Source organism: Enterocloster bolteae (genome assembly GCF_002234575.2).
In the GTDB taxonomy this organism is placed as follows: domain Bacteria; phylum Bacillota; class Clostridia; order Lachnospirales; family Lachnospiraceae; genus Enterocloster; species Enterocloster bolteae.
In genome coordinates, this window is sequence record NZ_CP022464.2 from 2,295,919 (window position 1) to 2,319,677 (window position 23,759).

Here is a 23,759-nt window from a genome sequence, read left to right on the forward strand (position 1 = left end):
CAGATGATTATAGGACAAAAAGAATTTGATGTATGGAACAGAACCTATGTCATGGGCATCCTGAATACAACGCCGGATTCCTTTTCCGACGGAGGCAGGTACTGTGACCGGGAGATGGCTCTCAGACAGGCGGAGAAACTGGTGTTTGACGGTGCGGATATCATAGACGTGGGAGGGGAGTCCACACGCCCGGGATGCAGGCCGGTTGGGGAGGAGGAAGAACTGGAGCGGGTCCTTCCCGTCATCCGGCTGATTCATGAAAATTTTGATATACCCATCTCCGTAGATACCTATAAGAGCGGGGTGGCCCGGCAGGCTGTGGAGGCCGGCGCCGCCATGGTCAATGACATATGGGGGCTGAAAAAAGATAAGGACATGGCGGGGACCATTGCTGAGCTGGGGGTGTGCTGCTGCCTTATGCATAACAGGCAAAACCCTGTCGGACACCATTTTATGAATACCGCCCTGGAGGAGATGAATGAAACCATTCTCCTTGCAAAACAGGCCGGCATAAAGGATGACAGAATCGTGCTGGACCCCGGTGTGGGATTTGGAAAGACATATGAGATGAATCTGGAAGTGATAAGGAATTTGTCTGCTTTTAAGCGTTTCGGCTATCCGGTTCTTCTGGGGGCGTCCAGGAAGTCTGTGATTGGCCTTGCTCTGGATCTTCCTGTGGACAAACGGGAAGAGGGAACCCTGGTTACGACGGCGGCCGCCGTCTTTTCTGGCTGTTCCTTTGTTCGCGTACACGATGTGGAGGGGAATAAAAGGGCTGTCAGGATGGCCCGGTCTATTATGGGCGCCCCGGAGTTTAAATGAGGAACCGGAATATGAAATGCAGACATGGGATCAAATCATACAGAAAACAGAAAGGGAGCGGGCAGGACATGGACCAAATCAGGATTGAACAATTGGAGGTATTTGCAAAACACGGGGCCATACCGGAGGAAAATGTACTGGGACAGAAGTTTCTGGTATCGGCAGTGCTCTTTACAGATACGAGAAAGGCGGGCAGGAATGACCAGCTGGACCAGACCATCAGCTACGGCAGGGCAAGCAAATTCATGGAACGCTATCTGAGGGAGCATACCTTCCAGCTCATAGAGAGCGCGGCGGAAAAACTGGCGGAGGAACTGCTGCTCATGTATCCAGACAGCCTGAAATCCGTGGAATTAGAGATAAGAAAGCCCTGGGCCCCCATAGGCCTTCCCCTTCAATATGTATCAGTCAGGATCACCAGGGGATGGCATCAGGCATACATTGCCCTGGGCTCTAATATGGGAGACAGGCTGGCGTATCTTACCGGGGCGGTGGAGGCCCTTGGAAAGCTTCGGGAGTGCCGTGTGGGCCGGGTATCCGGCTTTATTGAAACGCCTCCTTACGGGGTGACGGACCAGGCTGATTTCCTCAACGGCTGTATGGAAATAAAAACACTCTATACACCGGAGGAGCTGTTGGATGCCCTTCATGAAATCGAAGCAGCGGCGGGAAGGGAGCGGATCATACACTGGGGTCCCAGAACCCTGGATCTGGACGTGATTTTTTATGACGATCTGGTGTATGAATCGGAACGGCTGAGCATTCCACACACACAGATGCACAAGCGTGATTTCGTCCTGAAACCTTTGGCCGAGATAGCGCCATATAAGCGCCATCCCATTTACGGAGAGACCGTGGCTGAAATGCTGGACACGGTCTAAATGCAGGATGCAGTGCAGGTGCAGGACGCAGTGCAGATGCAGGATGCGGTCTAAGCCTTTAAAGCCATGGAAAGCGGCTTTTGCAGGACCGGATACAAGGCGCTGGAGATAATCAGGCCGCTGATTCCCTGGATAATGTTGCTGGGAACGCTGGCCAGGGCTGCTCCTAATCCATATAGGAATATTTCGCACAGGCAGTATCCTCCGGCCACCAGAATGATGTCAATCACACCGCAGCCGGCCACGGCTGCATACGGATTCATGCCTCTGGCCCTTAACCTGCCGCAGACATGGCTTGCGGAGAATGCCACCAGTCCCTTAATGACAAAAGTGATGGGGACATAGATAAAATAACCTCCCAGCAGATCCGCCATGCAGGAGCCGATGCCGGCTGCCAGGAATGCGGATACCGGGTCCAGAAACACGCCGCAGAGAATCACGATGGCGTCGCCGGGATGGATGTAACCGCCTGTACCGGGGGTGGGGATGCGGATGGACATAGTGGCCACACAGGCCAGGGCTGCAAAGAGGGCGGACAGCACCAGTTTTTTAGTAGAGAAACGTTCCGTCATAGGGATACCTCCTAAAGTTAAAGTACTTAAATGTTGATACCTACTATAACGGAAAGGTGGACTGAGTGAAATATCCAGTTAGATAATATTTAACCAGTCCAGATTGACACCGCTGACGGAAAAATCCGACTTGGGCCGGTACATCATTCCAGCCAGCGCATCATTCCAGCCGGTTCCTCAAAACGGTGGGTGGATAAGATGCCGTCCGGACAGTGGCATCCCCACAGAGCCAGGCAGGAGTCAACTCCGGCCTGGGCGGCGCACTGCATGTCGTAGATACTGTCCCCGATGTAGAGAATCTGCCGGGGGCAGACTCCGGTGCGTTCCATATATGCAAGCATGGGTTCGGGGTCCGGTTTGTGGCGGACCGTGTCATCGGCCGTTATGACGGTCTGAAAATATTCGGATATCTGAAAAGGAAGGAAGCTGCTGGTGTACTGGGGCATTGTCTTGGAAGTGATGATGCCCAGGACGCAGCCCTTTTTTTTCAGGGAATCCAACAGAGGGACAATGCCCTCATACAGATAGGCAGTGTACTGATACTCCTGTTCATACTGTTCCCAACGGGGATAAATCTGGAATATCTGTTCAGGGGAATGTATGCCCAGACGTTCAAATGCATCCAGCCCCGGTATGCCCAGAACCGGAGTAAGCCGGCTTAAGTCCCAGTGTTCCCCGGTTACATCCCTGAGGGCTCTCTGGAGTCCGTGGAGCACGGCCCCTGTGGTATTAATCAGCGTATTGTCAATATCAAACACAAAATGGGTGTAGCGCATTATAAACCTCCTTCGCTTACAGCCTGCCCCATGGACTTTGCCACGGTAAACAGGCCTTTTTCATAATCCTGCTGGTAATCATAGGACAGCTCAATGGACGGGATTGCTTTGGATGGCAGATAAGAAGCACAGAGACGGCGGATCTCGTCTAACCTTCCCTCCAGCAGGGGGTGGCGGTAGAGCACCATCATGTGGGGATTTACCGTCACGGCATAAATTTGTATCAGGCGGGCGTACAGCTCGCTTATGTGCTCGGCAGGGGGAAGGCCCAGGCTGCCCTTGTTTAACCGTTCATAGACAGGCAGGAAGCCGACCTCGCTGCAATAGCCTGAGGCGCCGGTCCACAGCTGGCCGTTAATGACCATTCCGCCTCCTATACCGTTTCCTCCCATAAAGAGTGTGACCAGGGAGCCGGCATCGGGATGCTTCTGAGCCCAGCATCCCATGGTCAGGAAATTCATATCATTACCCACTGTCATGGGAATGGGAACCAGGCGCCGGAAATGCTCTTCCAGGTTCAGGCCTTTGAGTCCGATATATTGATTGGTCTCCTCCACCACTCCGTGATTTACCAGGGCAGCAATCCCTGCGGCGGCAGCCTTCAGGCGGGGATAGCGGTGATGGATATCTAAAATCAGGGCATCCAGCTGTTCCAGGGACAGGATTTCAAAGGGCAGGCATCCTTGCTCCACGGTGTTCTCCCTTAAATCCTTCAGGTTCCAGCATACCCGGTCCGACTCAACCTGTACCAGGAGATACAGGCTGAAAAGGGGATTCAGCTCATAAATGCAGGCGCACCTGCCCCCGGTGGAAGAGCCGGCCCCTTGCTCGGTCAGTTCCCCGTCAGAACACAGTTCGTCAATCAGACGTCCCACCGTAGGGAAACTTAATCCCAGCTCCCTGGCAATCTGGCTTTTGGAAGCAGATGTATGTTTACCCATGTAAGCTCGTATATGTTCTTTATTCAATTGTTTTACAGTGACCGGTTCTTCCTGGGCCATGAAAAATTCTCTCCTTTTACATTGTTATTAAAAAACTTTTTAAAATAATATTAATAAGTCAATTCTATTTAATCACTTGACGGATAAAATGTCAATAAGAAAATCCTTAAAGGCTCTTGAAAGACTTGACAAAGAAACAGCCAGCGTATATTGTTACAGGGAAAATGTGCAAAAAAGACAGGAGGCAGACTGCGGTGGAACATCTCATATTCAGTCTCAATGCGACCATGCCCATCTTTTTTCTTATGGTATTGGGAGCGTGTTTCAAAAAAGCAGGAATTATGGAAGGTGTCTTTGCGGACAAGGCCAATCAGTTCGTGTTTAAGGTGGCTCTTCCGGTCCTGCTGTTTGAGGACCTGTCAAATTCTGATTTTTTGAAGGTGTGGGATACCAGGTTTGTGATGTTCTGCTTTGCCTCTACCCTGGGAGGAATCCTGCTGGCGGTTCTTCTGTCCATGGCACTTAAGGACAGGAGGCTCAGAGGGGAATTCATACAGGCTTCCTACCGCAGCAGCGCGGCCCTGCTGGGGATTGCCTTCATTAAGAACATATATGGGGATGTGGGGATGGCGCCTCTCATGATAATAGGCAGCGTCCCGCTGTACAATGTGATGGCTGTGGTGATTCTGTCCTTTACAAATCCGGAAGGGGCGGTCCTTGACCGCCGGATGCTGGGGAAAACCGCGGCGTGCATACTTAAGAATCCTATCATACTGGGAATCCTGACCGGCATGGCCTGGTCACTGCTGGGACTGAAGCAGCCCCAAATCATGGAAAAAACCGTGTCCAGCCTGGCAGGAGTGGCCACGCCCCTGGGCCTGATGGCCATGGGTGCGTCCTTTGACTTCAGGCAGGCATCCCAAAGAGTCGGGGCAGCTGCGGGCGCCAGCGCCATAAAGCTGGTACTTCTCTGCGCCGTATTCCTTCCGGCCGCAGTGTACCTGGGGTTCCGGGAGCAGCAGCTGGTGGCGATTCTTGTGATGCTGGGGTCTGCCGCAACCGTCAGCTGCTTTGTGATGGCGCGGAACATGGGACATGAAGGCGTGCTGAGCTCCAGTGTGGTGGCAATCACAACCTGCGGCAGTGCCTTCACCCTGACGCTGTGGCTGGACCTCATCCGTACCCTGGGCCTGATATAGGGATGGACGAGTCCCGGAAGGAGAGAACAAATGAAAGCAAAACTGGAGATCATAGGGTCTATGGCAGCCTTTGGCACCATAGGAGCCTTTGTGAGACACATACCCCTGCCGTCAGGAGAGCTGGCCCTGTACCGGGCCCTGATTGCTGCCGGCGCCATTTTCCTCTGGCAGCTGTGCAGCGGCCAGGGGACAGGGATAAAGGATGCAAAGGCAGAGCTGCACCTTCTGATTCTGTCAGGGGCGGCCATTGGAATCAACTGGATACTGTTTTTTGAGGCATACCGGTATACCACGGTTGCAATGGCTACCCTTAGCTATTATTTCGCCCCTGTCATCGTAACCGTGGCAAGTCCCTTCCTCTTTAAGGAAAAGCTTACCGCCCGCCAGGTGTTCTGTTTTATCATGTCCACACTGGGACTGGTGCTGGTGATAGGCGTCAGCAGGGGAGGGAGCAGCAGTGATTTGATTGGGATTTTGTTCGGCCTGGGTGCTGCCGTATTTTATGCGTCGGTGGTACTGCTCAATAAAAGCATACGCCATGTATCGGGTATCAACCGGACATTTTTCCAGTTCCTGGCAGCCATTCTGGTTCTCACGCCCTATGTATGCCTGACTGGGGGTTCCCATCTTTTGGATATGGATGCCCTTGGGGTGATAAATCTTCTGGTGGTGGGGGTGTTCCACACAGGCATATGCTATTGCATGTATTTTTCATCCCTGCGTTATCTGAAGGGCCAGGAGGCTTCTATCCTCAGCTACATAGATCCCCTTGTGGCCATCCTGGTATCCGTGACCTTCCTGCATGAGACCATCACTGTGTTTCAGGTGGTGGGAGGAGGAATGATACTTGGTTTTACGGTGGTGAATGAGGTGAGGATGCGTGCCGGGGGAGGGGACCCGGACCCGCGGGAGGCGGCTGTTCCCGCCGCTCACCCGCCATTCACCCGCTGCATTTCCAACGCGTCCGCTGTCTCTTCCCTGCCTGGGAAAGAAAAAAATATACCGTGTCAATCTGTTGTTAAGATAACGCCATATTGATGCGGGCCCATATATGTTATTGGCATGCCGGCAGTCCGGGCATGCCATTTTTATTGGAGATAAGCGGTGCAGGAGCAAAGATACGGAGTGGGTGAGAGGAATGGGGGCCTTAGTGATTTCAACTGGAAAATCCGGCCCCACAAAATAAAGACATATTTAAGGACATTATATTAGACAAAATAAAAGACGAATAATAGTGGAAATGTCCAAAAAATAAAATATTAATTGACAAAATATAGGCATATGGATATAATTATGGTAAATAATATTATTGAAGCAATAAAAAATACGCATAAAATCGTCCTTAATTCAAAGGAATTTTAAAGACAAAACGTCCTTAAATATGCGTATGGAACATGTGCGCACAGGTAAAAAGTGAAAAAGCAAAAGATGATTAGGAGGAAATGGGAATGAGTTTTTGGAATCCGTTGACCTGTATTACGGGATGCCTGGTGGTTTATTCGGTTGGTGAATTTTTGTCTAAAAAGACCAAGGGGGCTGTTTCATCACTGTTGTTTGCCTGTGTATTGTTCCTCATAGGGTTCTGGAGCGGCCTGCTGCCCAAGGACATTACCACCCAGTCCGGTCTGGTGGCGGTTATGGCGAATTTTGGTACGGCATTCATGATTACCAATATCGGTACGCTGATTAATCTGGAAGACCTGATTCGGGAATGGAAAACCGTGGTTATTTCACTGTTTGCCATTGCGGCGATTGCACTGATTTGTTTTACAGTGGGTTCCCTGCTGTTCGGAAGAGAGTATGCGTTGATTGCAGCGCCTCCAGTGGCAGGTTCCACGGTTGCAGGCATCATAGTTACAAGTGCGGCGGAAGCTGCCAACCGTCCGGAGCTGGCGGCATTTGCAGTGCTGGTACTGTCCGTACAGAAATTTTTCGGTATCCCGATTTCCACATTCTGTATCCGCAAGGAGTTAAGAATCAAGCGCGGCAGCGGTTTCTTCAAGAGCAATACGGTGGAAGAAAAATCCAGCCTTAAGCTGCCCAGCATGCGTATTTTTAAAGAGACGCCTAAAAACCTGAGAAGCAATACCATCTATATCTGTAAAGTGGCCCTGGTGGCCTGTATCGCTGATTTTGTGGGAAAGGCAACACTGATACCGGGATCCTCTCCGGCCAACTATATCCTTAACCCGAACATTGCCTACCTGCTGTTTGGACTTATCTTTGCCAGAATCGGATTTTTGGAAAAGGATATCTTTGCAAAAGCAAATTCTTCAGGTATCATCACCTTCGGTCTGCTTCTGATGCTGCCCGGAAGCCTTGCAACCCTTTCACCTTCCGGACTGCTGTCAATGATCGTGCCGGTATTCGGTATCCTTTTAATCTGCTCCATCGGCATCATTGTTATCTGCGGTATTGTGGGCAAGGTGCTGGGATGCTCTCCCTACACATCGGCAGCGGTTGGTGTAACCTGTATGCTGGCTTATCCGGCCACCCAGATTATCACCACGGAAGGCGTTGATTCCTTTGAGTGGGAAGGTGATGAGAGACAGAAGGCCATGGATTATATACTGCCTAAAATGATTATCGGCGGTTTCGTTACAGTGACCATTGCATCCGTTGCGTTTGCAAGTATTATTGGTCCTATTATTTTCTAAAGGAAGGAACGTTTGAGTATATGACAGGTCAGATTGCAATTGAAGAAATTGAGAGAAAAAGGCAGAAAATCGACAGCCTGAGCCAATATATATGGAATCACCCGGAGGCCGGATTCAAGGAATATAAGGCCCAGGAGAAGGTGGCGGATTTGCTGCGTGAGGAAGGATTTCAGGTGGAAACCGGGGCAGGAGGTGTTCCCACGGCCATAAAGGCTGTCTATGGAAGCGGTCATCCTGTCATGGGATTTTTGGGTGAGTTTGACGCGCTGCCGGGACTCAGCCAGAAGGTGTCGGTCAACAAGGAGCCAGTGGAGGGACAGCCCTATGGACACGGCTGCGGCCATAACCTGCTGTGTTCCGCCCATGTGGCCGGCGTGATTGGCCTTAAGGAGGAGATGATTCAGAGAAATCTTCCAGGAACCATTGTATTCTATGCATGCCCCGGGGAAGAGCTGCTGACAGGAAAACCTTTGATGGCAAAGGGCGGAGCCTTTGAGGGGTTAGATGTGGCGGTGAATTTCCATCCCAACAAAATCAACGAGGCAACAGTGGGCGTTTCCACGGCAGTGAACTCTGCCAAATTCCACTTTTACGGAAAGGCGTCCCATGCGGCCAATGCGCCTGAAAACGGAAGAAGTGCTCTGGACGCTGTGGAGCTGACTGATATCGGTGCCAATTACCTGAGGGAGCATGTGCCTTCGGATGTGCGTATCCACTACACCATTGTGGACGGAGGCGTGGCGCCCAACATAGTGCCGGATAAGGCGGTGGTATGGTATTACATGAGAGCATTTTCCAGGGAAGTGGTGGAAAATGTGTATGAACGTCTTGTGAAGGTGGCAAAAGGCGCGGCCATGATGACGGAGACAGAGCTGGAAATAGAATTCCTTGGAGGCTGCTATAACACCCAGAACAATCATGTGCTGGCCGGTGTGGTGGCAGAAGCCATGAACGAGATTCCGCAGGAACCATGGACACAGGAGGAACTGGACTTTGCGGCAGCCCTGGATGAACAGACTGCGGACGCTGCCAGGGCAACCACGAAAAAATATGGCCTGTCTGCGGATACACATTTGTACACCGGACCGGGCCAGGTGACCTGCTTTAACAGCTACGGCTCCACCGATGTGGGGGATGTGATGCATCTGGTTCCAACCGCCTATTTCTTTACGGCCTGCACCAACATGGGGGCGCCTGCCCACAGCTGGCAGTTTGCATCCTGCGCGGGAAGCTCCATCGGTGAAAAGGGAATGATTTACGCAGCTAAGGTAATGGCGTTATACGGCCTTAAGCTCATTGAAAAGCCGGAACTGATTGCACAGGCTAAAGAGGAATTTGACAGACAGATGGAGGGCCGCAGCTACAAGTGCCCGATACCGGATGGAATGACGATGCCCTGGTAAGGAGGATTGACATGGTGGATTTTTTAAAGGAAGCAGAAGGAATTGAGCAGGAAGTGATTGGGTGGAGACGTCATGTCCACCAATATCCGGAGCTTCTCATGGACCTGCCGGAAACAGCTGCATTTGTGGAGCGGGAACTTAAAAATATGGGGTATGAGCCGGAGTACATATGCCAGTCTGGAATCGTTGCTGTGCTGGACAGCCAAAAGCCGGGTAAGACGCTGCTTCTCAGAGCGGATATGGATGCCCTGCCCATCGGGGAAGAAAGCGGTCTTGAATATGCCAGCAAACATCCCGGAATCAGCCATGCCTGCGGCCATGATACCCATATAGCCATGCTTCTGGGAGCGGCAAAGCTCCTGATGAAGCACAAGGACCTTCTGAGGGGCAAAGTCAAGTTTATGTTTCAGCCCGGGGAGGAGGGCGGAGGAGGCGCACGCACCATGGTGGAAGCAGGGGTGCTGCGTTCGCCGGATGTGGATGCATGCATGGCCTTCCACCAGGTGGTGGCAAGGGATCATGTGCCTACGGGAATTATCGGATATACCCGCGGACCCATGATGGCCTCCGCCGATATGTTCCGGATCACGGTCCGGGGCAAAAGCGCCCATGGGGCCAGTCCTGAATCCGGGGTCAACCCGGTGCAGATTCTGTGCCAGATATACAATGGCCTTCAGTCCATCGAATGCTCGGAAAAGCCCAGGGGAAGCGCGCTGGCCCTGACCATTGGACAGATTAGCGCGGGCAGGGCAGGGAATGTGATACCGGAGCAGGGATTTATGTGCGGAAGTATCCGGGCTTATGAGGAGAATGTGAGAAGCCTGGCCAAGAGGCGTCTGAAGGAGATTTCAGAACAGACAGCAGCCATGTACGGGGGCCGGGCAGAGGTGGAATTTCCAAGCGAACTGCCGGCCACGGTCAATGACCTCCAGGTGGGCGATGAGATGTTCGGCTATGTAAAGGAGCTGGTTGGAGAGGAAGGAACCATGATGCTTCCCCAGATAATGGGAGGGGAAGATTTTGCGGAGGTTCTGAAGGAGGCGCCCGGCGTTCTGTTCAGGGTCAGCCTGGGGGACAAGCAGGAGGGGTATCCCTATATCAGCCACAACTCCAAGGTCATATTCAATGAAAGCGGCATGAAGCATGCAGTGGCTGCGTTTGCCCACTGTGCGGTCAGATGGCTGAATGCCCATTAAAAGTGAACGGGACGGAAATAAGGGTTAAGACGGATTGACAAAAAAGTGAGACGGACGGGGTGTTCCCCGGGACGTCTCACTTTTTGCTGTTTTGTGTTCTCTCTGTTATCAGCGTTATCAGATACGGCTTCCTGCTGTATTCTGCTGTTTTCCTGTATGTAGTCCATTATGGAATATGTCCCGTTGCTCCTGAACCATTTCCGGCGGTTCCAAACCATATCCTGCCGTTCATGAAATAAGTTCGGGATGAAACTGGTAAATCTTTTCCGGCCTTCCCCTTGTAAAGGACGGCTGCCGTTCCAGCTCCAGGAAAATACCGGTGGCGGAAAGCCTGCCAAGGAGGCGGTTGGCGCTGCGGGGGGTAATGTGCAGGGCTGCTGCCAGGGCCTGGGAAGTGATGCAGTCCCGGTCCATGGCGGACAGCGCTGTGAGAAGGCGGTCCGCATAGGATACGGAGATGCCGGCTTTTTGGGACAGCTGACGGCTCCGGGAGGTAAGCGGTGCGGAGGTGTCAGGGTCTTTGGAAAGCTGGGGAGCCATGACAGAGGCGCCGTCGGAAAACTGCTGGTTTAAGGCCGTGATGGCGTTCTGGTTCTGTACAATGGTTTTCAGATGTATCTCCTGCAGCAGCAGGGTGACGGATTCCTGCAGTATCTCATATTTGGGGTAGACGAAATAGGTGTTTACCCCGGCGTCCAGTAAATCCTGTATAATATTGCTGAAGCGGGTCACGGAGTATTGGATTTTCTTCTCATTCCAAAGGCGTATGTGTTTGAGTTTGATTTTCTTTTCCATCTCGCACAGCTGCTCCAGGGAATAGGTGGAGGTGTTCTGGTACACCTTGTATATGAGCTGGTTAAACTGGCCCCGCTCCAGGTACTGGTGCAGGGGAACTGTTTCCGGCAGCCATTCCAGCAGGTCGAAATACCCCCTCTCCAGATAAAAGTCCTGTTCTTTAAACTGCACCTGGAAAAAGGTCTCGTAGTAGCAGAGGGCGTTGCTGCCGAAGGAAACAATGGGCTTGGTGAGTACCGGCACCCTGCGGCAGATGGCGGCCCTGGGGACAGGTCCGCTGACCAGGAAACCGTCGTAGGATTTCTCCAATTCCAGATATAATTCCCCTGCATGGGCAAAATCATTGTAGATATAATAAGATAATTCACAGTCAAGGGAAAGGGAATTAAAATAGGACTCCACATAGTCCTTCAAAAAACGGGTTAGTATTACTGCTATCTTCATCGCGGATATCTCCTGTCAATATACTGTCTCCAAAGGGGCAGGGTATTAATTTTCACTCCATTTCCAGAGTATGTCCCGGTTCACGGTCTCGTAGAACATCCTTCGTATCCGGGCAGGGTCCTTAGTCTGTCCAAGTATCCACATGATTTTGGTGACCACGGCCTCCAGGGTCATGTCATAGGCTTCCAGCAGGCCGAATTCCTGTTTGATGCTCCGGCCCACCTCATAGACGGACATGTCGCTGCCCTCATTGGTGACCTGGGTGGTCATGATGACAGTCTTTCCAAGGCCTGTCCACCGGGCGATGGCGCCGTGGTAATCCCCGTCCTGGTAGGAAGGCAGGCCGCCTACCCCAAAGGATTCTATGATGACGGCGTCGTAATGCTCCGCCATGTAATCAAGCAGAGAAGCGTCCATGGAGGGAATCAGCTTCATGAGCCCCACATCCCCGTCCATTTGACGGTAAAAGCAGACCGGCTCTTTGTCCCTGTCCTTGTCGTCCAGGTAAAATATAATCTGACCGTCCTGGATGATGGCAACATACGGAAAGTTGATGCTGGAAAAGGCGTGATAGCTTTTTGTCCACTCCTTCTTTCCTCTGGTGCCCGCAATGACCTTGCCGTCAAAGACAATGTTTACGCCGTGGGCGCCGGGACAGGAGGCAAAGAGAAGGCTGTCGGCCAGGTTGGTTCTGGCGTCCGTATTCTCCATGTCGATGGGCTTCTGGGCCCCGGTGATGATGATGGGCTTTGGCGAATGCTGAATCAGGTAGGACAGGGCCGCGGCCGTATAAGCCATGGTGTCCGTGCCGTGGGTGATGACAAAGCCGTCGTATTGGCTGTAGTTTTCCTCAATCGCCTTTTCTACTGCCAGCCAGTGGCAGGGCTGTATGTTGGTGCTGTCTATGTTCATCAGCTGGATGGAGTGGATTTCACAGTAGCTTTGGCTGTCAGGCACATAGGACAGGATTTCATCCGATGTAATGACGGGCTTAAGCCCCTTATCCGTGCGCTTGCAGGCAATGGTGCCGCCTGTTCCCAGTAAGAGTATGCGTTTCATATTGTGCCCCCTTAATCATGTGTGTTTAAGTTACTGTTAAGTATAACCTGTTTGCAAAAACATATAATAACAGCAGCAGCGTCTTTACTGCCGTATAACCTTTCGTACTGCTTACAATTATATTAAGAATATGATAAATTTACAATCCCTTGATTGATTTTAAATCTGACTATGATACAATAAGAATAAGTAACCAATTTTCTCCATATTCTGTGCAGATGAAAGGAGATTTACATGTCCCTTATTTGGCTTATCGCGTTTGTGGTTTTTCTGGTAGTGGAAGGAGTTACCACATCTCTGACCAGCATCTGGTTTGCAGGGGGTTCCCTGGCCGCGCTGGTGGTGCAGGTGTGCGGAGGCGGTCTGTATCCCCAGCTGGCAGTGTTTGTGGCAGTGTCCTTCATGTTGTTTCTTATGGTCCGTCCCTTTGCTTACAAGTACCTGTACGGCAAGCGGACAAAAACCAATGTTGACAGTCTTACAGGCCGCAAGGCTGTGGTCAAGGACCGTATTGATAATGTGGCAGGTACAGGGACCGCCATTCTGGCCGGTGAGACCTGGCTTGCCAGGGCGGCAGAGGAGGGGGATACCTTTGAAGCAGGTGATGTGGTGGTTATATCCGCTGTCAGCGGGGCAAAGCTGCTGGTAGCTGCGGCGAAGCAGGAACATGAAGTTGAAAAAGCATAAAGAAACATAAGGAGGATTCATATGTTTGGAGCAATCGGAGGATTCATCACGTTCATCATCATTGCAGTCATTATTTTATTTGTTCTGTCCACCTGTATCAGAGTTGTGCCTCAGGCTCAGGCTCTGGTGGTGGAGAGGCTGGGTGCCTACCTGGGCACATACAGCGTGGGCATTCATTTCCTGGTTCCCTTCATCGACCGTGTGGCCAAGAAGGTAAACCTGAAGGAGCAGGTGGAGGACTTTCCGCCCCAGCCGGTTATCACCAAGGATAACGTAACCATGCAGATTGATACGGTGGTATTTTTCTACATTACGGATCCGAAGCTGTATGCCTATGGCGTGGAGCGCCCGTTACTTGCCATTGAGAACCTGACAGCCACCACCCTGCGTAATATCATCGGTGACCTGGAGCTGGACGAAACGCTGACCTCCAGGGAGACCATCAATGCCAAGATGCAGGAGTCCCTGGATATTGCCACGGACCCATGGGGCATCAAAGTGACCAGGGTAGAGCTTAAGAACATTATTCCTCCGGCAGCCATCCAGGAGGCCATGGAAAAACAGATGAAGGCAGAGCGCGAGCGCCGTGAATCCATCCTGAGGGCAGAGGGCGAGAAGAAGTCCATGGTTCTGGTGGCGGAAGGCCACAAAGAGTCAGCTGTGCTGAATGCGGAGGGTGAGAAAGAAGCAGCTATTCTTGCCGCCGAGGCAGAGAAGGAGAAGAAGATTAGAGAGGCGGAAGGCCAAGCAGAGGCCATCCGTTCCGTACAGAAGGCTACGGCAGACGGTATCCGCTTTATCAAGGAGGCTGGGGCTGACAATGCAGTTCTCCAGCTTAAGAGTCTGGAAGCATTCCAGGCAGCTGCCAACGGAAAGGCTAATAAGATTATCATTCCTTCGGATATCCAGGGAATTGCAGGCCTGGTAAAGTCCATAGCAGAGGTAGCCTCAAAAGATGAGGCTGCGGAATAAAAGGCCGCAGAATAAAATCCAGTGGACAAAAGCCGGTCCATGATATAAGATAGGAATTGAAGGTAGTACCCATCAGCTGACCTAACTGGTGGGTGCTGTTTTATTCTTTATGATTTTTTACGAAAATGTACAGACATGAGGTGCAGGTATGGAGGGAAAGGTTGTAAAGGGAAACCGTATTACGGAAGGAAGCATTTTCGGACAGCTGCTGCTGTTTTTCTTTCCCATATTGTTCGGGACATTTTTCCAGCAGCTTTATAATACGGCGGATGCCATGGTGGTGGGCCGCTTTGTGGGAAAGCAGGCCCTGGCCGCAGTAGGAGGAAGCACCAGCACCCTGATTAACCTGCTGGTGGGTTTCTTTGTGGGATTGTCCAGCGGTGCCACGGTGGTCATATCTCAGTTTTACGGTGCCAGGAAGGCGGATAAGGTCCACTGGGCCGTACATACATCCATTGCTTTTTCCGTTATTGGGGGCATTATCTTTATGATTGTGGGACTGGTGGGATCGCCCTGGGCCCTGGAGGCCATGAAAACGCCGGAGGATGTCATGGGCCATGCGGTGGTGTATATCCGGATCTATTTCCTGGGAATCATAGTCAACCTGGTCTACAACATGGGCGCCGGAATCCTGCGTGCTGTCGGAGATTCCAGGCGGCCCCTGTATTTCCTCATTGCCAGCTGTTTTACCAACATCATTCTGGATGTGCTGCTGGTGGCAGTGCTGGGGATGGGAGTGGCGGGCGCTGCCCTGGCTACCATCACTTCCCAGCTTTTAAGCGCAGTCCTGGTGGTCCTGGCCCTTATGAAAACCGATGATATGTATAAGCTGGAATGGAAGAAGGTGCGCATTGACCAGAGGATGCTCCAGAGAATTGTGCGTATCGGTATCCCCGCGGGAATGCAGTCCGTCATGTATAATATATCCAATGTCATCATCCAGGCCGGCGTCAATACCCTGGGAACCGACAATGTGACTGCGTGGGCCACCTACGGCAAGGTGGACGGTCTCTACTGGATGATGATCAATGCCCTTGGCATATCTGCCACTACCTTTGTGGGACAGAACTTCGGAGCCGGCCGCCTGGACCGCGTGCGCAAGGGAGCCGGTGCCTGCATGGTGATCGGTGTGGTGCTGACAGCGTCCGTGGGAGTGGTCCTGTATAACGGCGGCCATCTGCTGGTGGAGCTGTTTACCACGGACCAGCAGGTCCAGGCCATCAGTATGGATTTGCTGCATTTCATGGTTCCTACCTTTATTACCTATATTGCCATTGAGATACTATCCGGTACCCTGAGGGGGGTGGGGGACGCATGGATGCCCCTTATCATTACGGGCATCGGCGTGTGCGCGGTCCGGGTGCTGTGGATTATGTTTGTTCTGCCTCATTACCACACCATCATCGGCGCTGCCTTCTGCTATCCTTTGACCTGGAGCCTGACCACGGTTGCCTTTGTGATTTATTATTACTTTTTCAGCAGTCTCAGACGCTGGAAGCTTAAGCCGCTTAAAAAACGCTTCGGCGTGTATAAGCCATTCTGAGATGGGAAGACTTTCTGTATAAAATGACAGGAGGTGCCCATATGACCACTAAGGAAGTTATGTTTGATTCGGTGGAGGATGTAAAGCGGTTTGTCCAGCAGAGCGAGAAGCAGCCGGAAGATATCGACGTGTGCTGCGGCAGCTGCATGGTGGACGGAAAGTCCATACTGGGAATTCTCAGCCTGGGGATTCATAAAAAATTGAATGTTGTGATTCATGACTGAGAGGTGAAAAGGACGTTCCGGATTTAAGGGCGTCCTTTTTCAATGGGCTTGCCTGCCGGTTGGTACTGCATTGCTGCTGTATTGCCGATTTGAAAGGAAGGTTTTACAATGAACCGTTCCTGTGATACAATAGACACTAAATATATTTTTACAGACTGGACGTTTAGGATTAACAGACCGTAAAGGACGGAGGCTAAATGCATGATTCAGGATATTGCGCCGCATACATATGACCCTGTATTCAGGAGGAAGAAGCCGGAAGACAGGGATTACCTGCTCCACTACGAATATAATAAGGTAATGCTTATCAAAAGCGGAAGGGGGAGTGTGATTCCCACCTTCGGGGAACTGGGGGCGGAAGGAGATTTTTCGGCACAGGCCGAGTACCTGTTTTCCATTGATGACAGGGCCTATTACTGTGTGACGGATATGAAAGTGCCGGAATTCGGAGGATTCTATATGGAGCCTCTGACTGTGTTCCGGAATTTTGAACCTCTGCACCAGGCATTTGCGGGGATAACGGGCAGCCAGCTCTACCGGTGGATGCAGAGCAGACGGTTCTGCGGCGGCTGCGGAGCGAAGACAGAACCCAGCCTGAAGGAGCGCGCCCTGGTCTGTCCTTCCTGCGGACAGACGGAGTACCCTAAAATCAGTCCGGCTGTCATCGTGGCCATTACCAATGGGGACAAGCTGCTCATGTCCCGCTATGCCAGAGGCGCTTACCGAAACTATGCGCTGATTGCCGGATTTGTGGAAATCGGAGAGACCTTTGAGGACTGCGTGCGCAGGGAGGTCATGGAGGAAGTGGGCCTCAGGGTGAAGAATATCCGCTACTATAAAAGCCAGCCCTGGGCATTTTCCGATACGGAGATGGTGGGATTTACGGCAGAGCTGGACGGGGATGACACCATATGTCTGGAGGAAGAGGAGCTGTGCGAGGCCGGCTGGTTTACACGGGATGAAATCGTGGAATACGGACCTTATATCAGCGTGGGACATGAGATGATGAAGGCGTTTAAGGATGGAAAGATATAGCAGACAGCTGCATATAAAAGGAGAAGTGACTATGAACCGTAAGGATTATATTTTATTTGACCTGGATGGAACTCTGACAGACCCTAAGGAGGGAATCACCAAATCGGTGCAGCATGCACTGGAGCATTTCGGCATACAGACAGATGATCTGGATAGCCTGACACCTTTCATCGGGCCGCCTCTGAGGGACAGCTTCAAGAGGTATTACGGCTTTTCCGATGAGCAGGCATGGGAGGGGGTGCAGGCATACCGGGAGTATTTCAGCGTCCGGGGCTGGGTCCAGAACAAGGAGTATCCCGGCATAAAGGAAATGCTGGAAGCCCTGAAGGAAGCAGGAAGAGTGCTGTTAGTGGCAACCTCCAAACCGGAGGAGTTTGCCAAGAAGATACTGGATCACTTTGACATGGCAGAGTATTTTGATTTCATCGGCGGTGCCGATATGGGGGAAACCCGGGTGCGCAAGGCGGATGTAATCCGGTATGTGCTGGAACAGTGCGGCCTGGAGTCGGACGATGAGACAATCGGACGCTGTGTAATGGTGGGAGACAGGGAGCACGATGTCCTGGGGGCCAGGGAGTGCGGCATGGAATGCGTGGGCGTACTCTACGGATATGGGGACCGCCAGGAGATGGATGCGTGCAGGCCTGCCTGGATTGCAGAGACGGTGAAGGATTTAAGGGATTTGCTTCTGTCACTATAACTTGAGCTCATAATAACCATTCCTATTATGCAATTGACAAATAGAACAATGGTTGCTATGATTGAAATTACTATTAAGAAGGCAGCTGCTTTGGCGCTTGCCATCAAATGAGAGGGTGGGATTAGATGGACGACAGAATCGTGTTATCGCTGCTTGTGGACAATACTGCAGGTGTGCTGGCCCGTGTAGCAGGGCTGTTCAGCCGCCGCGGATACAATATTGAGAGTCTGACTGTAGGTGTCACCGCTGACCCGCGGTACTCCAGGATGACCGTGGTTTCCCTGGGAGACCAGACCGTCCTGGAACAGATAAAGAACCAGCTCAATAAACTGGAGGATGTAAGGGATATCAAGGAGCTGCAGCCGGACCGTTCCGTATACAGGGAACTGATGATGGTGAAGGTGCGTGCCAATGCCAGCGACCGCCAGTCTGTCAGCGCCATATCCAGTATCTTCCGCGCCACCATCGTGGATGTGGGAAAGGATTCACTGACCGTTATGCTGACAGGAGACCAGTCCAAGCTGGATGCGCTTATTAACCTGCTGGAGGATTATGAAATCCTGGAGCTGGCCAGAACCGGCCTTACTGGCCTGGAGCGGGGCGCAGAGGATATCAGGATGCTTCCGTAAAACAGAGGCTTAAGGGGGCGGCCAAAGGCGGACAGAGAGTCGTCGGTTTTGTTGCCTTAAACATATATTATTTAAGATTTAAGTTCAAAGGAATTGAAGGAGGAAAAAAGCAATGCCAAAGATTTATTATCAGGAAGATTGTAATTTGTCATTACTGGAGGGCAAGACCATTGCTGTGATCGGTTACGGCAGCCAGGGACATGCACATGCTTTAAACTTAAAGGAGTCAGGATGCAATGTAATCGTAGGATTGTATGAGGGCAGCCGTTCCTGGAAGAAAGCACAGGAGCAGGGATTCGAGGTATATACAGCAGCAGAGGCATCCAAGAAAGCAGATGTCATCATGATTCTGATCAACGATGAGAAGCAGGCAGCCATGTATAAGGAGTCCATCGCGCCAAACCTGCGCCCTGGAATGATGCTGATGTTTGCCCATGGCTTCGCCATCCACTTCGGACAGATTGTTCCGCCTAAGGATGTGGACGTTACCATGATCGCTCCCAAGGCACCGGGACATACCGTGAGAAGCGAATATCAGAGGGGCAGAGGAACCCCATGTCTGGTTGCTGTTTACCAGGATGCCACAGGCAAGGCCATGGATATGGCGCTGGCTTATGGACAGGGAATCGGCGGCGCAAGGGCAGGTATCCTGGAGACTACCTTCAGAGTAGAGACCGAGACCGACCTGTTTGGTGAGCAGGCAGTGCTCTGCGGCGGCGTGTGCGCCCTGATGAAGGCCGGATTTGAGACCCTGGTGGAAGCAGGCTATGCTCCTGAGAATGCATACTTTGAGTGTGTGCATGAGATGAAGCTGATTGTGGATCTGATTTATGAGAGCGGTTTTGCAGGCATGCGTTATTCCATTTCCAATACAGCTGAGTACGGCGATTATATCACCGGACCAAAGATTGTAACCGACGAGACAAAGAAGGCCATGAAGAAGATTCTGTCCGATATCCAGGACGGCTCCTTTGCAAAAGAGTGGCTTCTTGAGAACCAGGTTGGCTGCCCGCATTTCAATGCCATGAGGAAGAACGAGGCAGAGCAGCCTCTTGAGAAGGTGGGAGCTGAGCTGAGAAAGCTTTACAGCTGGAATGATACGGACAAACTGATCAACAACTAATTAATAACTAATGCTACATAGACTGTGTCCGCGGATCTTGGCGGATACAGGTAAGAATAAAGAACAGGCGGATGCCCCGGAAAAATCCGGGGAATCCGCCTGTTTTATATATGCAGAATAATGGGCAGGATACGTACGGGAATATGTACGGGAATATGTACGTCCTGAATATCAGTACAAAAACTCCAGAAATGTTTTTAGGGCCATGGCCTGGTTGGCCGGGTGATAGGCGAAGCCGATGGTCCTGCGGTGGATGGGGATATCCAGAGGAATCTCCACCAGCATGCCGCTGTCCAGCTCCTTCTGCACCAACTCCTTGATGACGCAGGCAATACCCAGGCCAATCTTGGCAAACTCAATCAGCAGGTCCATGGTGGTCACTTCCAGAATCTGATGGGGAAAGATGTTGTTTTCCGCCATGTATTCGTCCACATGGTGGCGGGTCATGTTGCTGGTGTCAAGAAGCATGATATTTCCGGTCTCAAACAGGCTGGTGTCCTGCCCTTCCCTCAGGTACAGGTTCTCCAGATAATTGGGGGTGGTGACAAAGGTGTCCTGGATATCCATGACCGGGATAAAGGCCAGGTCACGGCGCACCGAAGGCTCGGCAACCAGGCCCAGGTCGATCTTCTGCTGTTCCAGCCGGGCCAGGGTCTGGGCCGTGGCCTGGCTCTCTATGGTGACCTTCATGTGGGGATACTGGTCAATGAAGGTCTTAAGATAGGGAAGCAGAATATATTTGCACAGTGTGTTGCTCACACCGATCCGCAAGTGGCCGATGTCGAATTCCTGAATCCGCTTCAGTTCCTGCTCGCCCCGGTCCAGGGCGTCAAATGCCTCCCTGGTATGTTCAAATAATATTTCACCCTCAGAGGTGAGCTGCACTCCGCGGGAGCTTCGGGTAAACAGGGACAGGCCAAGGCTGTCCTCCAGCTTGCTGATGGCCTTGCTGATGGCTGGCTGGCTGATGTAAAGTTCCTTTGCTGCCTTGGAAATGTTGCCGGCTTTGGCCACTTCATAAAATATCTTGTATTGGGACAGGTTCTGTTCCATGGAATCCCCTCCTGCTATATAACATTTTTTCATATATCCCATTCATATTATGTATTTTTATTATAACAATACATATGCTAAAATGTAAAGCATGGATGAAATAATTTCAAAGAATTAATAGAGAAGGATATTGAAGGAGGAAATAAGTTATGGGAATGACCATGAGCCAGAAAATCCTGGCTGCCCACGCAGGACTTGAGGAAGTGAAGGCGGGACAGCTTATAGAGGCGGATTTGGATTTAGTGCTGGGAAACGACATCACTTCTCCGGTTGCCATTAACGAGATGAAGAAGATGGACAGAAAGACCGTATTTGATAAGGATAAGATTGCCCTGGTTATGGACCATTTTATCCCGAACAAGGATATAAAGTCGGCTGAGAACTGCAAGTGCTGCAGGGAGTTTGCCTGCCGCCATGAGATAACCAATTATTTCGATGTGGGCGACATGGGAATTGAGCATGCCCTTCTTCCTGAAAAGGGATTGGTGGTGGCCGGAGACGCGGTCATTGGCGCGGATTCCCACACATGTACATACGGAGCCCTGGGAGCGTTTTCCACAGGCGTGGGGAGCACGGATATGGCAGCCGGCATGGTGACCGGCAAGGCCTGGTTCAAGGTGCCCTCCGCCATTAAATTCCAGCTGGTGGGCAAGCCCGCGAAGTGGGTCAGCGGCAAGGATGTAATCTTACATATTATAGGTATGATTGGTGTGGACGGAGCCCTGTATAAATCCATGGAGTTTGTGGGAGAGGGAATCAGGAATCTTTCCATGGACGACCGCTTTACCATCTGCAACATGGCAATTGAGGCCGGCGGAAAGAACGGAATCTTCCCTGTGGATGAGCTGGCTGTGGAGTATATGAAGGAGCATTCCAAACGTGAATTTACCGTATACGAGGCGGATGAGGACGCGGAGTATGATGAGACATATGTGATTGATTTGTCCGAATTAAAGCCCACGGTATCCTTCCCCCATCTTCCCTCCAATACCAGGACCATTGACCAGGTAGGAGAGGTAAAGGTGGACCAGGCGGTTATCGGTTCCTGTACCAACGGCCGTATTGAGGATATGAGAATCGCGGCGGAGGTATTAAAGGGCAGAAAGATTGCAAAGGGTGTGCGCTGCATCGTGATTCCGGCCACCCAGTCCATCTACCTTCAGGCCATGAAGGAAGGGCTTCTGGAGATTTTCATTGAGGCCGGAGCCGTGGTGAGCACGCCTACCTGCGGTCCGTGTCTGGGCGGCTATATGGGTATCCTTGCGGCCGGGGAGAGATGTATCTCCACAACAAACCGTAACTTTGTGGGACGTATGGGACACGTGGATTCAGAGGTATATCTGGCCAGCCCGGCCGTGGCTGCCGCAAGTGCCGTGGCGGGTAAAATCATCTGCCCCTGCCAGCTGGATTAACGGAACAAAGGCAATATCATTGTGAAAGGAAAAGGAGACTGAACATGAAAGCATGCGGACACGTTTTTAAATACGGCGACAATGTGGATACGGATGTCATTATCCCGGCCAGATATTTAAACGCCACCCAGGGCGACGAGCTGGCTAAACATTGTATGGAGGATATTGACAAGGAATTTGTAAATCAGGTCCAGAAGGGGGACATCATTGTGGCCAACAAGAATTTTGGCTGCGGTTCTTCCAGGGAACATGCGCCTCTGGCCATCAAGTGCGCGGGAGTGAGCTGCGTTATCGCGGAGACATTTGCCCGTATCTTCTACCGGAATTCCATTAACATCGGCCTTCCCATCATTGAGTGTGGGTCGGCGGCCAGATCCATAGAGGCAGGGGATGAGGTGGAGGTCGATTTTGACAGCGGAATCATCACCAACAAGACAAAGGGAGAGACGTATAAGGGCCAGTCCTTCCCGCCCTTCATGCAGAAAATCATATCGGCAGGCGGCCTGGTGAATTACATTAACGGACAATAGAAAAAAAGAAAGCAGCCCATGTGCGGCAGGGAGGATATGCTCCTTTCAGAATAAAAATTCTGACGCGCCGGGCTGCTTTTTTGCTGCTTTTTGAGCATGATTTGCTGCTCGTTGAGCATGAATTTTTCATGGCGGTTTGGTTATGGGGCTGGTCATGAGGGACCGCGGCCGGGACATGAGGGATCGCGGCGAGGGACCGCGGCCGCTACGTTGCCAGACGCAGAAAAGCGTCCATCTCCCTGGTGACCCATTTATCCTTGTGGTAAACAATCTGACGCCAGGTTCTCATGTAAAAATCCCTGACATCCAGGACGGCCAGCTCCCCGTTGATAATATCCTGGTGTATGGTGAATTCCGGAAGAAAGGAAACCCCCAGGTTCTTTCTCAGCAGGCTGATGATGAATTCCGTGTTGCCAATCTCCAGAAAGGGGTGTATCTCCTTGCCCTGGGCCGCCAGATACTGGTCCAGGATGAAACGGTAGCTGGCGTTTCGCTCGGTGAGGATAAAGGGCTGGTCTATGACCAGGTCCAGGTCCAGGCTGTCCCTGCCCACAAAGGGATGGCCGGAGGCAGTGACGAACACAATGTCCTCCGGCTCCTCCAGGACTTTTATCCATTTGCTGTCATACATACGCTTATCCAGGAAATACACTATATCAATGGCATTGCTGTTCATCATCTCCAGCAGCGTCTCGGGGGAGTCGGTGATGAGCCTTACGTTGACCTTGGGGTAGAGCCGGTGGTATTCCCTTAAAAGCTCCGGGAATATGGTGGCGCAAATGGATTCAATGGTCCCCAGGCACAGGCTTCCGGTTAGCTCCGATACATGGGTGACCGCATCCCTGGCATGTTCCAGCTCCTTCATGACGGAGACAGCGTGTTCATAGAACAGGGCTCCCTGGTGGGTCAGGGTGGTCTGTTTGCCGATGCGGTCGAAGAGATGGACGTTCAGCTCCTGCTCCAGCTGCTTGATTTGGATGGTGACGGCTGCCTGGGAATAACCCAGCTGCTTGGCTGCCTTGGAAAAGCTCTTTAACTGCGCCACCTGGATAAAGGCGGCAATCTCCCGTAGCTCCATATTATGTGCTTCCTTTGCTCATTTTGTA

The 23,759-nt window shown here is 51.7% G+C and carries 24 protein-coding genes; 17 read left to right on the forward strand and 7 right to left on the reverse strand.

What is annotated here, in order from left to right; translation table 11 throughout:
- The first annotated feature begins 3 nt into the window (after positions 1–3).
- Positions 4–822, forward strand: a complete 819-nt coding sequence (folP, locus tag CGC65_RS10775; protein WP_002569376.1) for a dihydropteroate synthase — start codon at positions 4–6, stop codon at positions 820–822.
- Between the two features lie 68 nt (positions 823–890).
- Complete coding sequence (gene folK, locus CGC65_RS10780; RefSeq protein WP_002569375.1) at positions 891–1,703, forward strand: 2-amino-4-hydroxy-6-hydroxymethyldihydropteridine diphosphokinase; 813 nt, start codon at positions 891–893, stop codon at positions 1,701–1,703.
- Positions 1,704–1,753: 50 nt separating this feature from the next.
- On the opposite strand, the gene CGC65_RS10785 is transcribed toward folK, so the two are convergent.
- From CGC65_RS10785 to CGC65_RS10795, 3 genes are all read right to left on the reverse strand, one after another.
- Positions 1,754–2,275: an ECF transporter S component gene (locus tag CGC65_RS10785; RefSeq protein ID WP_002569374.1), complete on the reverse strand. Its 522-nt coding sequence runs from the start codon at positions 2,273–2,275 to the stop codon at positions 1,754–1,756.
- Between the two features lie 143 nt (positions 2,276–2,418).
- A complete protein-coding gene (locus CGC65_RS10790; RefSeq protein WP_002569373.1) occupies positions 2,419–3,051 on the reverse strand; it encodes an HAD family hydrolase in 633 nt (210 codons plus the stop codon).
- Entirely contained in the window at positions 3,051–4,052 is a 1,002-nt protein-coding gene (locus tag CGC65_RS10795) for an ROK family protein (RefSeq protein WP_002569372.1), read from the reverse strand. The genes CGC65_RS10790 and CGC65_RS10795 overlap by 1 nt, the downstream gene beginning before the upstream one ends.
- 194 nt (positions 4,053–4,246) lie before the next feature.
- Here CGC65_RS10795 and CGC65_RS10800 point away from each other — a divergent pair, with 194 nt between their 5' ends.
- From CGC65_RS10800 to CGC65_RS10820, 5 genes are all read left to right on the forward strand, one after another.
- Positions 4,247–5,191, forward strand: coding sequence for an AEC family transporter (locus CGC65_RS10800; protein WP_002569371.1), 945 nt, complete (start codon positions 4,247–4,249; stop codon positions 5,189–5,191).
- Between the two features lie 30 nt (positions 5,192–5,221).
- Positions 5,222–6,229 (forward strand): DMT family transporter, encoded by a 1,008-nt coding sequence (locus tag CGC65_RS10805; RefSeq protein WP_002569370.1) that lies wholly within the window; start codon positions 5,222–5,224, stop codon positions 6,227–6,229.
- 410 nt (positions 6,230–6,639) lie between these two features.
- Complete coding sequence (locus CGC65_RS10810) at positions 6,640–7,848, forward strand: hypothetical protein (protein ID WP_002569369.1); 1,209 nt, start codon at positions 6,640–6,642, stop codon at positions 7,846–7,848.
- Positions 7,849–7,868: 20 nt separating this feature from the next.
- Positions 7,869–9,251: an amidohydrolase gene (locus CGC65_RS10815; RefSeq protein WP_002569368.1), complete on the forward strand. Its 1,383-nt coding sequence runs from the start codon at positions 7,869–7,871 to the stop codon at positions 9,249–9,251.
- 11 nt (positions 9,252–9,262) lie between these two features.
- Positions 9,263–10,447 (forward strand): M20 metallopeptidase family protein, encoded by a 1,185-nt coding sequence (locus CGC65_RS10820; protein ID WP_002569367.1) that lies wholly within the window; start codon positions 9,263–9,265, stop codon positions 10,445–10,447.
- Positions 10,448–10,675: 228 nt separating this feature from the next.
- Here the strand turns inward: CGC65_RS10820 and CGC65_RS10825 are convergent, their stop codons facing one another.
- Complete coding sequence (locus CGC65_RS10825) at positions 10,676–11,686, reverse strand: helix-turn-helix domain-containing protein (protein ID WP_002569366.1); 1,011 nt, start codon at positions 11,684–11,686, stop codon at positions 10,676–10,678.
- A gap of 45 nt (positions 11,687–11,731) precedes the next feature.
- Positions 11,732–12,745, reverse strand: a complete 1,014-nt coding sequence (locus CGC65_RS10830) for an asparaginase (protein ID WP_002569365.1) — start codon at positions 12,743–12,745, stop codon at positions 11,732–11,734.
- A gap of 234 nt (positions 12,746–12,979) precedes the next feature.
- On the opposite strand from CGC65_RS10830, the gene CGC65_RS10835 reads away from it, so the two are divergent.
- The 8 genes from CGC65_RS10835 to ilvC all read left to right on the forward strand — a co-directional run bounded on the left by CGC65_RS10835 (position 12,980) and on the right by ilvC (position 19,658).
- Positions 12,980–13,432 (forward strand): NfeD family protein, encoded by a 453-nt coding sequence (locus CGC65_RS10835; protein ID WP_002569364.1) that lies wholly within the window; start codon positions 12,980–12,982, stop codon positions 13,430–13,432.
- A gap of 21 nt (positions 13,433–13,453) precedes the next feature.
- Positions 13,454–14,404 carry an SPFH domain-containing protein gene (locus tag CGC65_RS10840; RefSeq protein WP_002569363.1) on the forward strand — a complete coding sequence of 317 codons (951 nt, stop codon included), beginning with the start codon at positions 13,454–13,456 and terminating at the stop codon, positions 14,402–14,404.
- 148 nt (positions 14,405–14,552) lie between these two features.
- Positions 14,553–15,947: an MATE family efflux transporter gene (locus tag CGC65_RS10845; RefSeq protein WP_002569362.1), complete on the forward strand. Its 1,395-nt coding sequence runs from the start codon at positions 14,553–14,555 to the stop codon at positions 15,945–15,947.
- Positions 15,948–15,988: 41 nt separating this feature from the next.
- Positions 15,989–16,171, forward strand: a complete 183-nt coding sequence (locus CGC65_RS10850) for an HPr family phosphocarrier protein (RefSeq protein ID WP_002569361.1) — start codon at positions 15,989–15,991, stop codon at positions 16,169–16,171.
- A 201-nt stretch (positions 16,172–16,372) separates the two neighbouring features.
- Positions 16,373–17,206: an NAD(+) diphosphatase gene (gene nudC / locus CGC65_RS10855; RefSeq protein WP_002569360.1), complete on the forward strand. Its 834-nt coding sequence runs from the start codon at positions 16,373–16,375 to the stop codon at positions 17,204–17,206.
- Between the two features lie 31 nt (positions 17,207–17,237).
- Positions 17,238–17,906 carry an HAD family hydrolase gene (locus CGC65_RS10860; RefSeq protein WP_002569359.1) on the forward strand — a complete coding sequence of 223 codons (669 nt, stop codon included), beginning with the start codon at positions 17,238–17,240 and terminating at the stop codon, positions 17,904–17,906.
- A gap of 125 nt (positions 17,907–18,031) precedes the next feature.
- Positions 18,032–18,535 carry an acetolactate synthase small subunit gene (ilvN, locus tag CGC65_RS10865; RefSeq protein WP_002569358.1) on the forward strand — a complete coding sequence of 168 codons (504 nt, stop codon included), beginning with the start codon at positions 18,032–18,034 and terminating at the stop codon, positions 18,533–18,535.
- Between the two features lie 112 nt (positions 18,536–18,647).
- Positions 18,648–19,658, forward strand: coding sequence for a ketol-acid reductoisomerase (gene ilvC, locus CGC65_RS10870; RefSeq protein ID WP_002569357.1), 1,011 nt, complete (start codon positions 18,648–18,650; stop codon positions 19,656–19,658).
- A 171-nt stretch (positions 19,659–19,829) separates the two neighbouring features.
- Here ilvC and CGC65_RS10875 read toward each other — a convergent pair whose 3' ends face one another.
- Entirely contained in the window at positions 19,830–20,711 is an 882-nt protein-coding gene (locus CGC65_RS10875) for a LysR family transcriptional regulator (RefSeq protein ID WP_002569356.1), read from the reverse strand.
- A gap of 149 nt (positions 20,712–20,860) precedes the next feature.
- Here CGC65_RS10875 and leuC point away from each other — a divergent pair, with 149 nt between their 5' ends.
- Positions 20,861–22,123: a 3-isopropylmalate dehydratase large subunit gene (gene leuC / locus CGC65_RS10880; RefSeq protein ID WP_002569355.1), complete on the forward strand. Its 1,263-nt coding sequence runs from the start codon at positions 20,861–20,863 to the stop codon at positions 22,121–22,123.
- Positions 22,124–22,167: 44 nt separating this feature from the next.
- Positions 22,168–22,653, forward strand: coding sequence for a 3-isopropylmalate dehydratase small subunit (gene leuD, locus CGC65_RS10885; RefSeq protein WP_002569354.1), 486 nt, complete (start codon positions 22,168–22,170; stop codon positions 22,651–22,653).
- 205 nt (positions 22,654–22,858) lie between these two features.
- On the opposite strand, the gene CGC65_RS10890 is transcribed toward leuD, so the two are convergent.
- Complete coding sequence (locus CGC65_RS10890; RefSeq protein ID WP_002569353.1) at positions 22,859–23,731, reverse strand: LysR family transcriptional regulator; 873 nt, start codon at positions 23,729–23,731, stop codon at positions 22,859–22,861.
- Between the last annotated feature and the right edge of the window lie 28 nt (positions 23,732–23,759).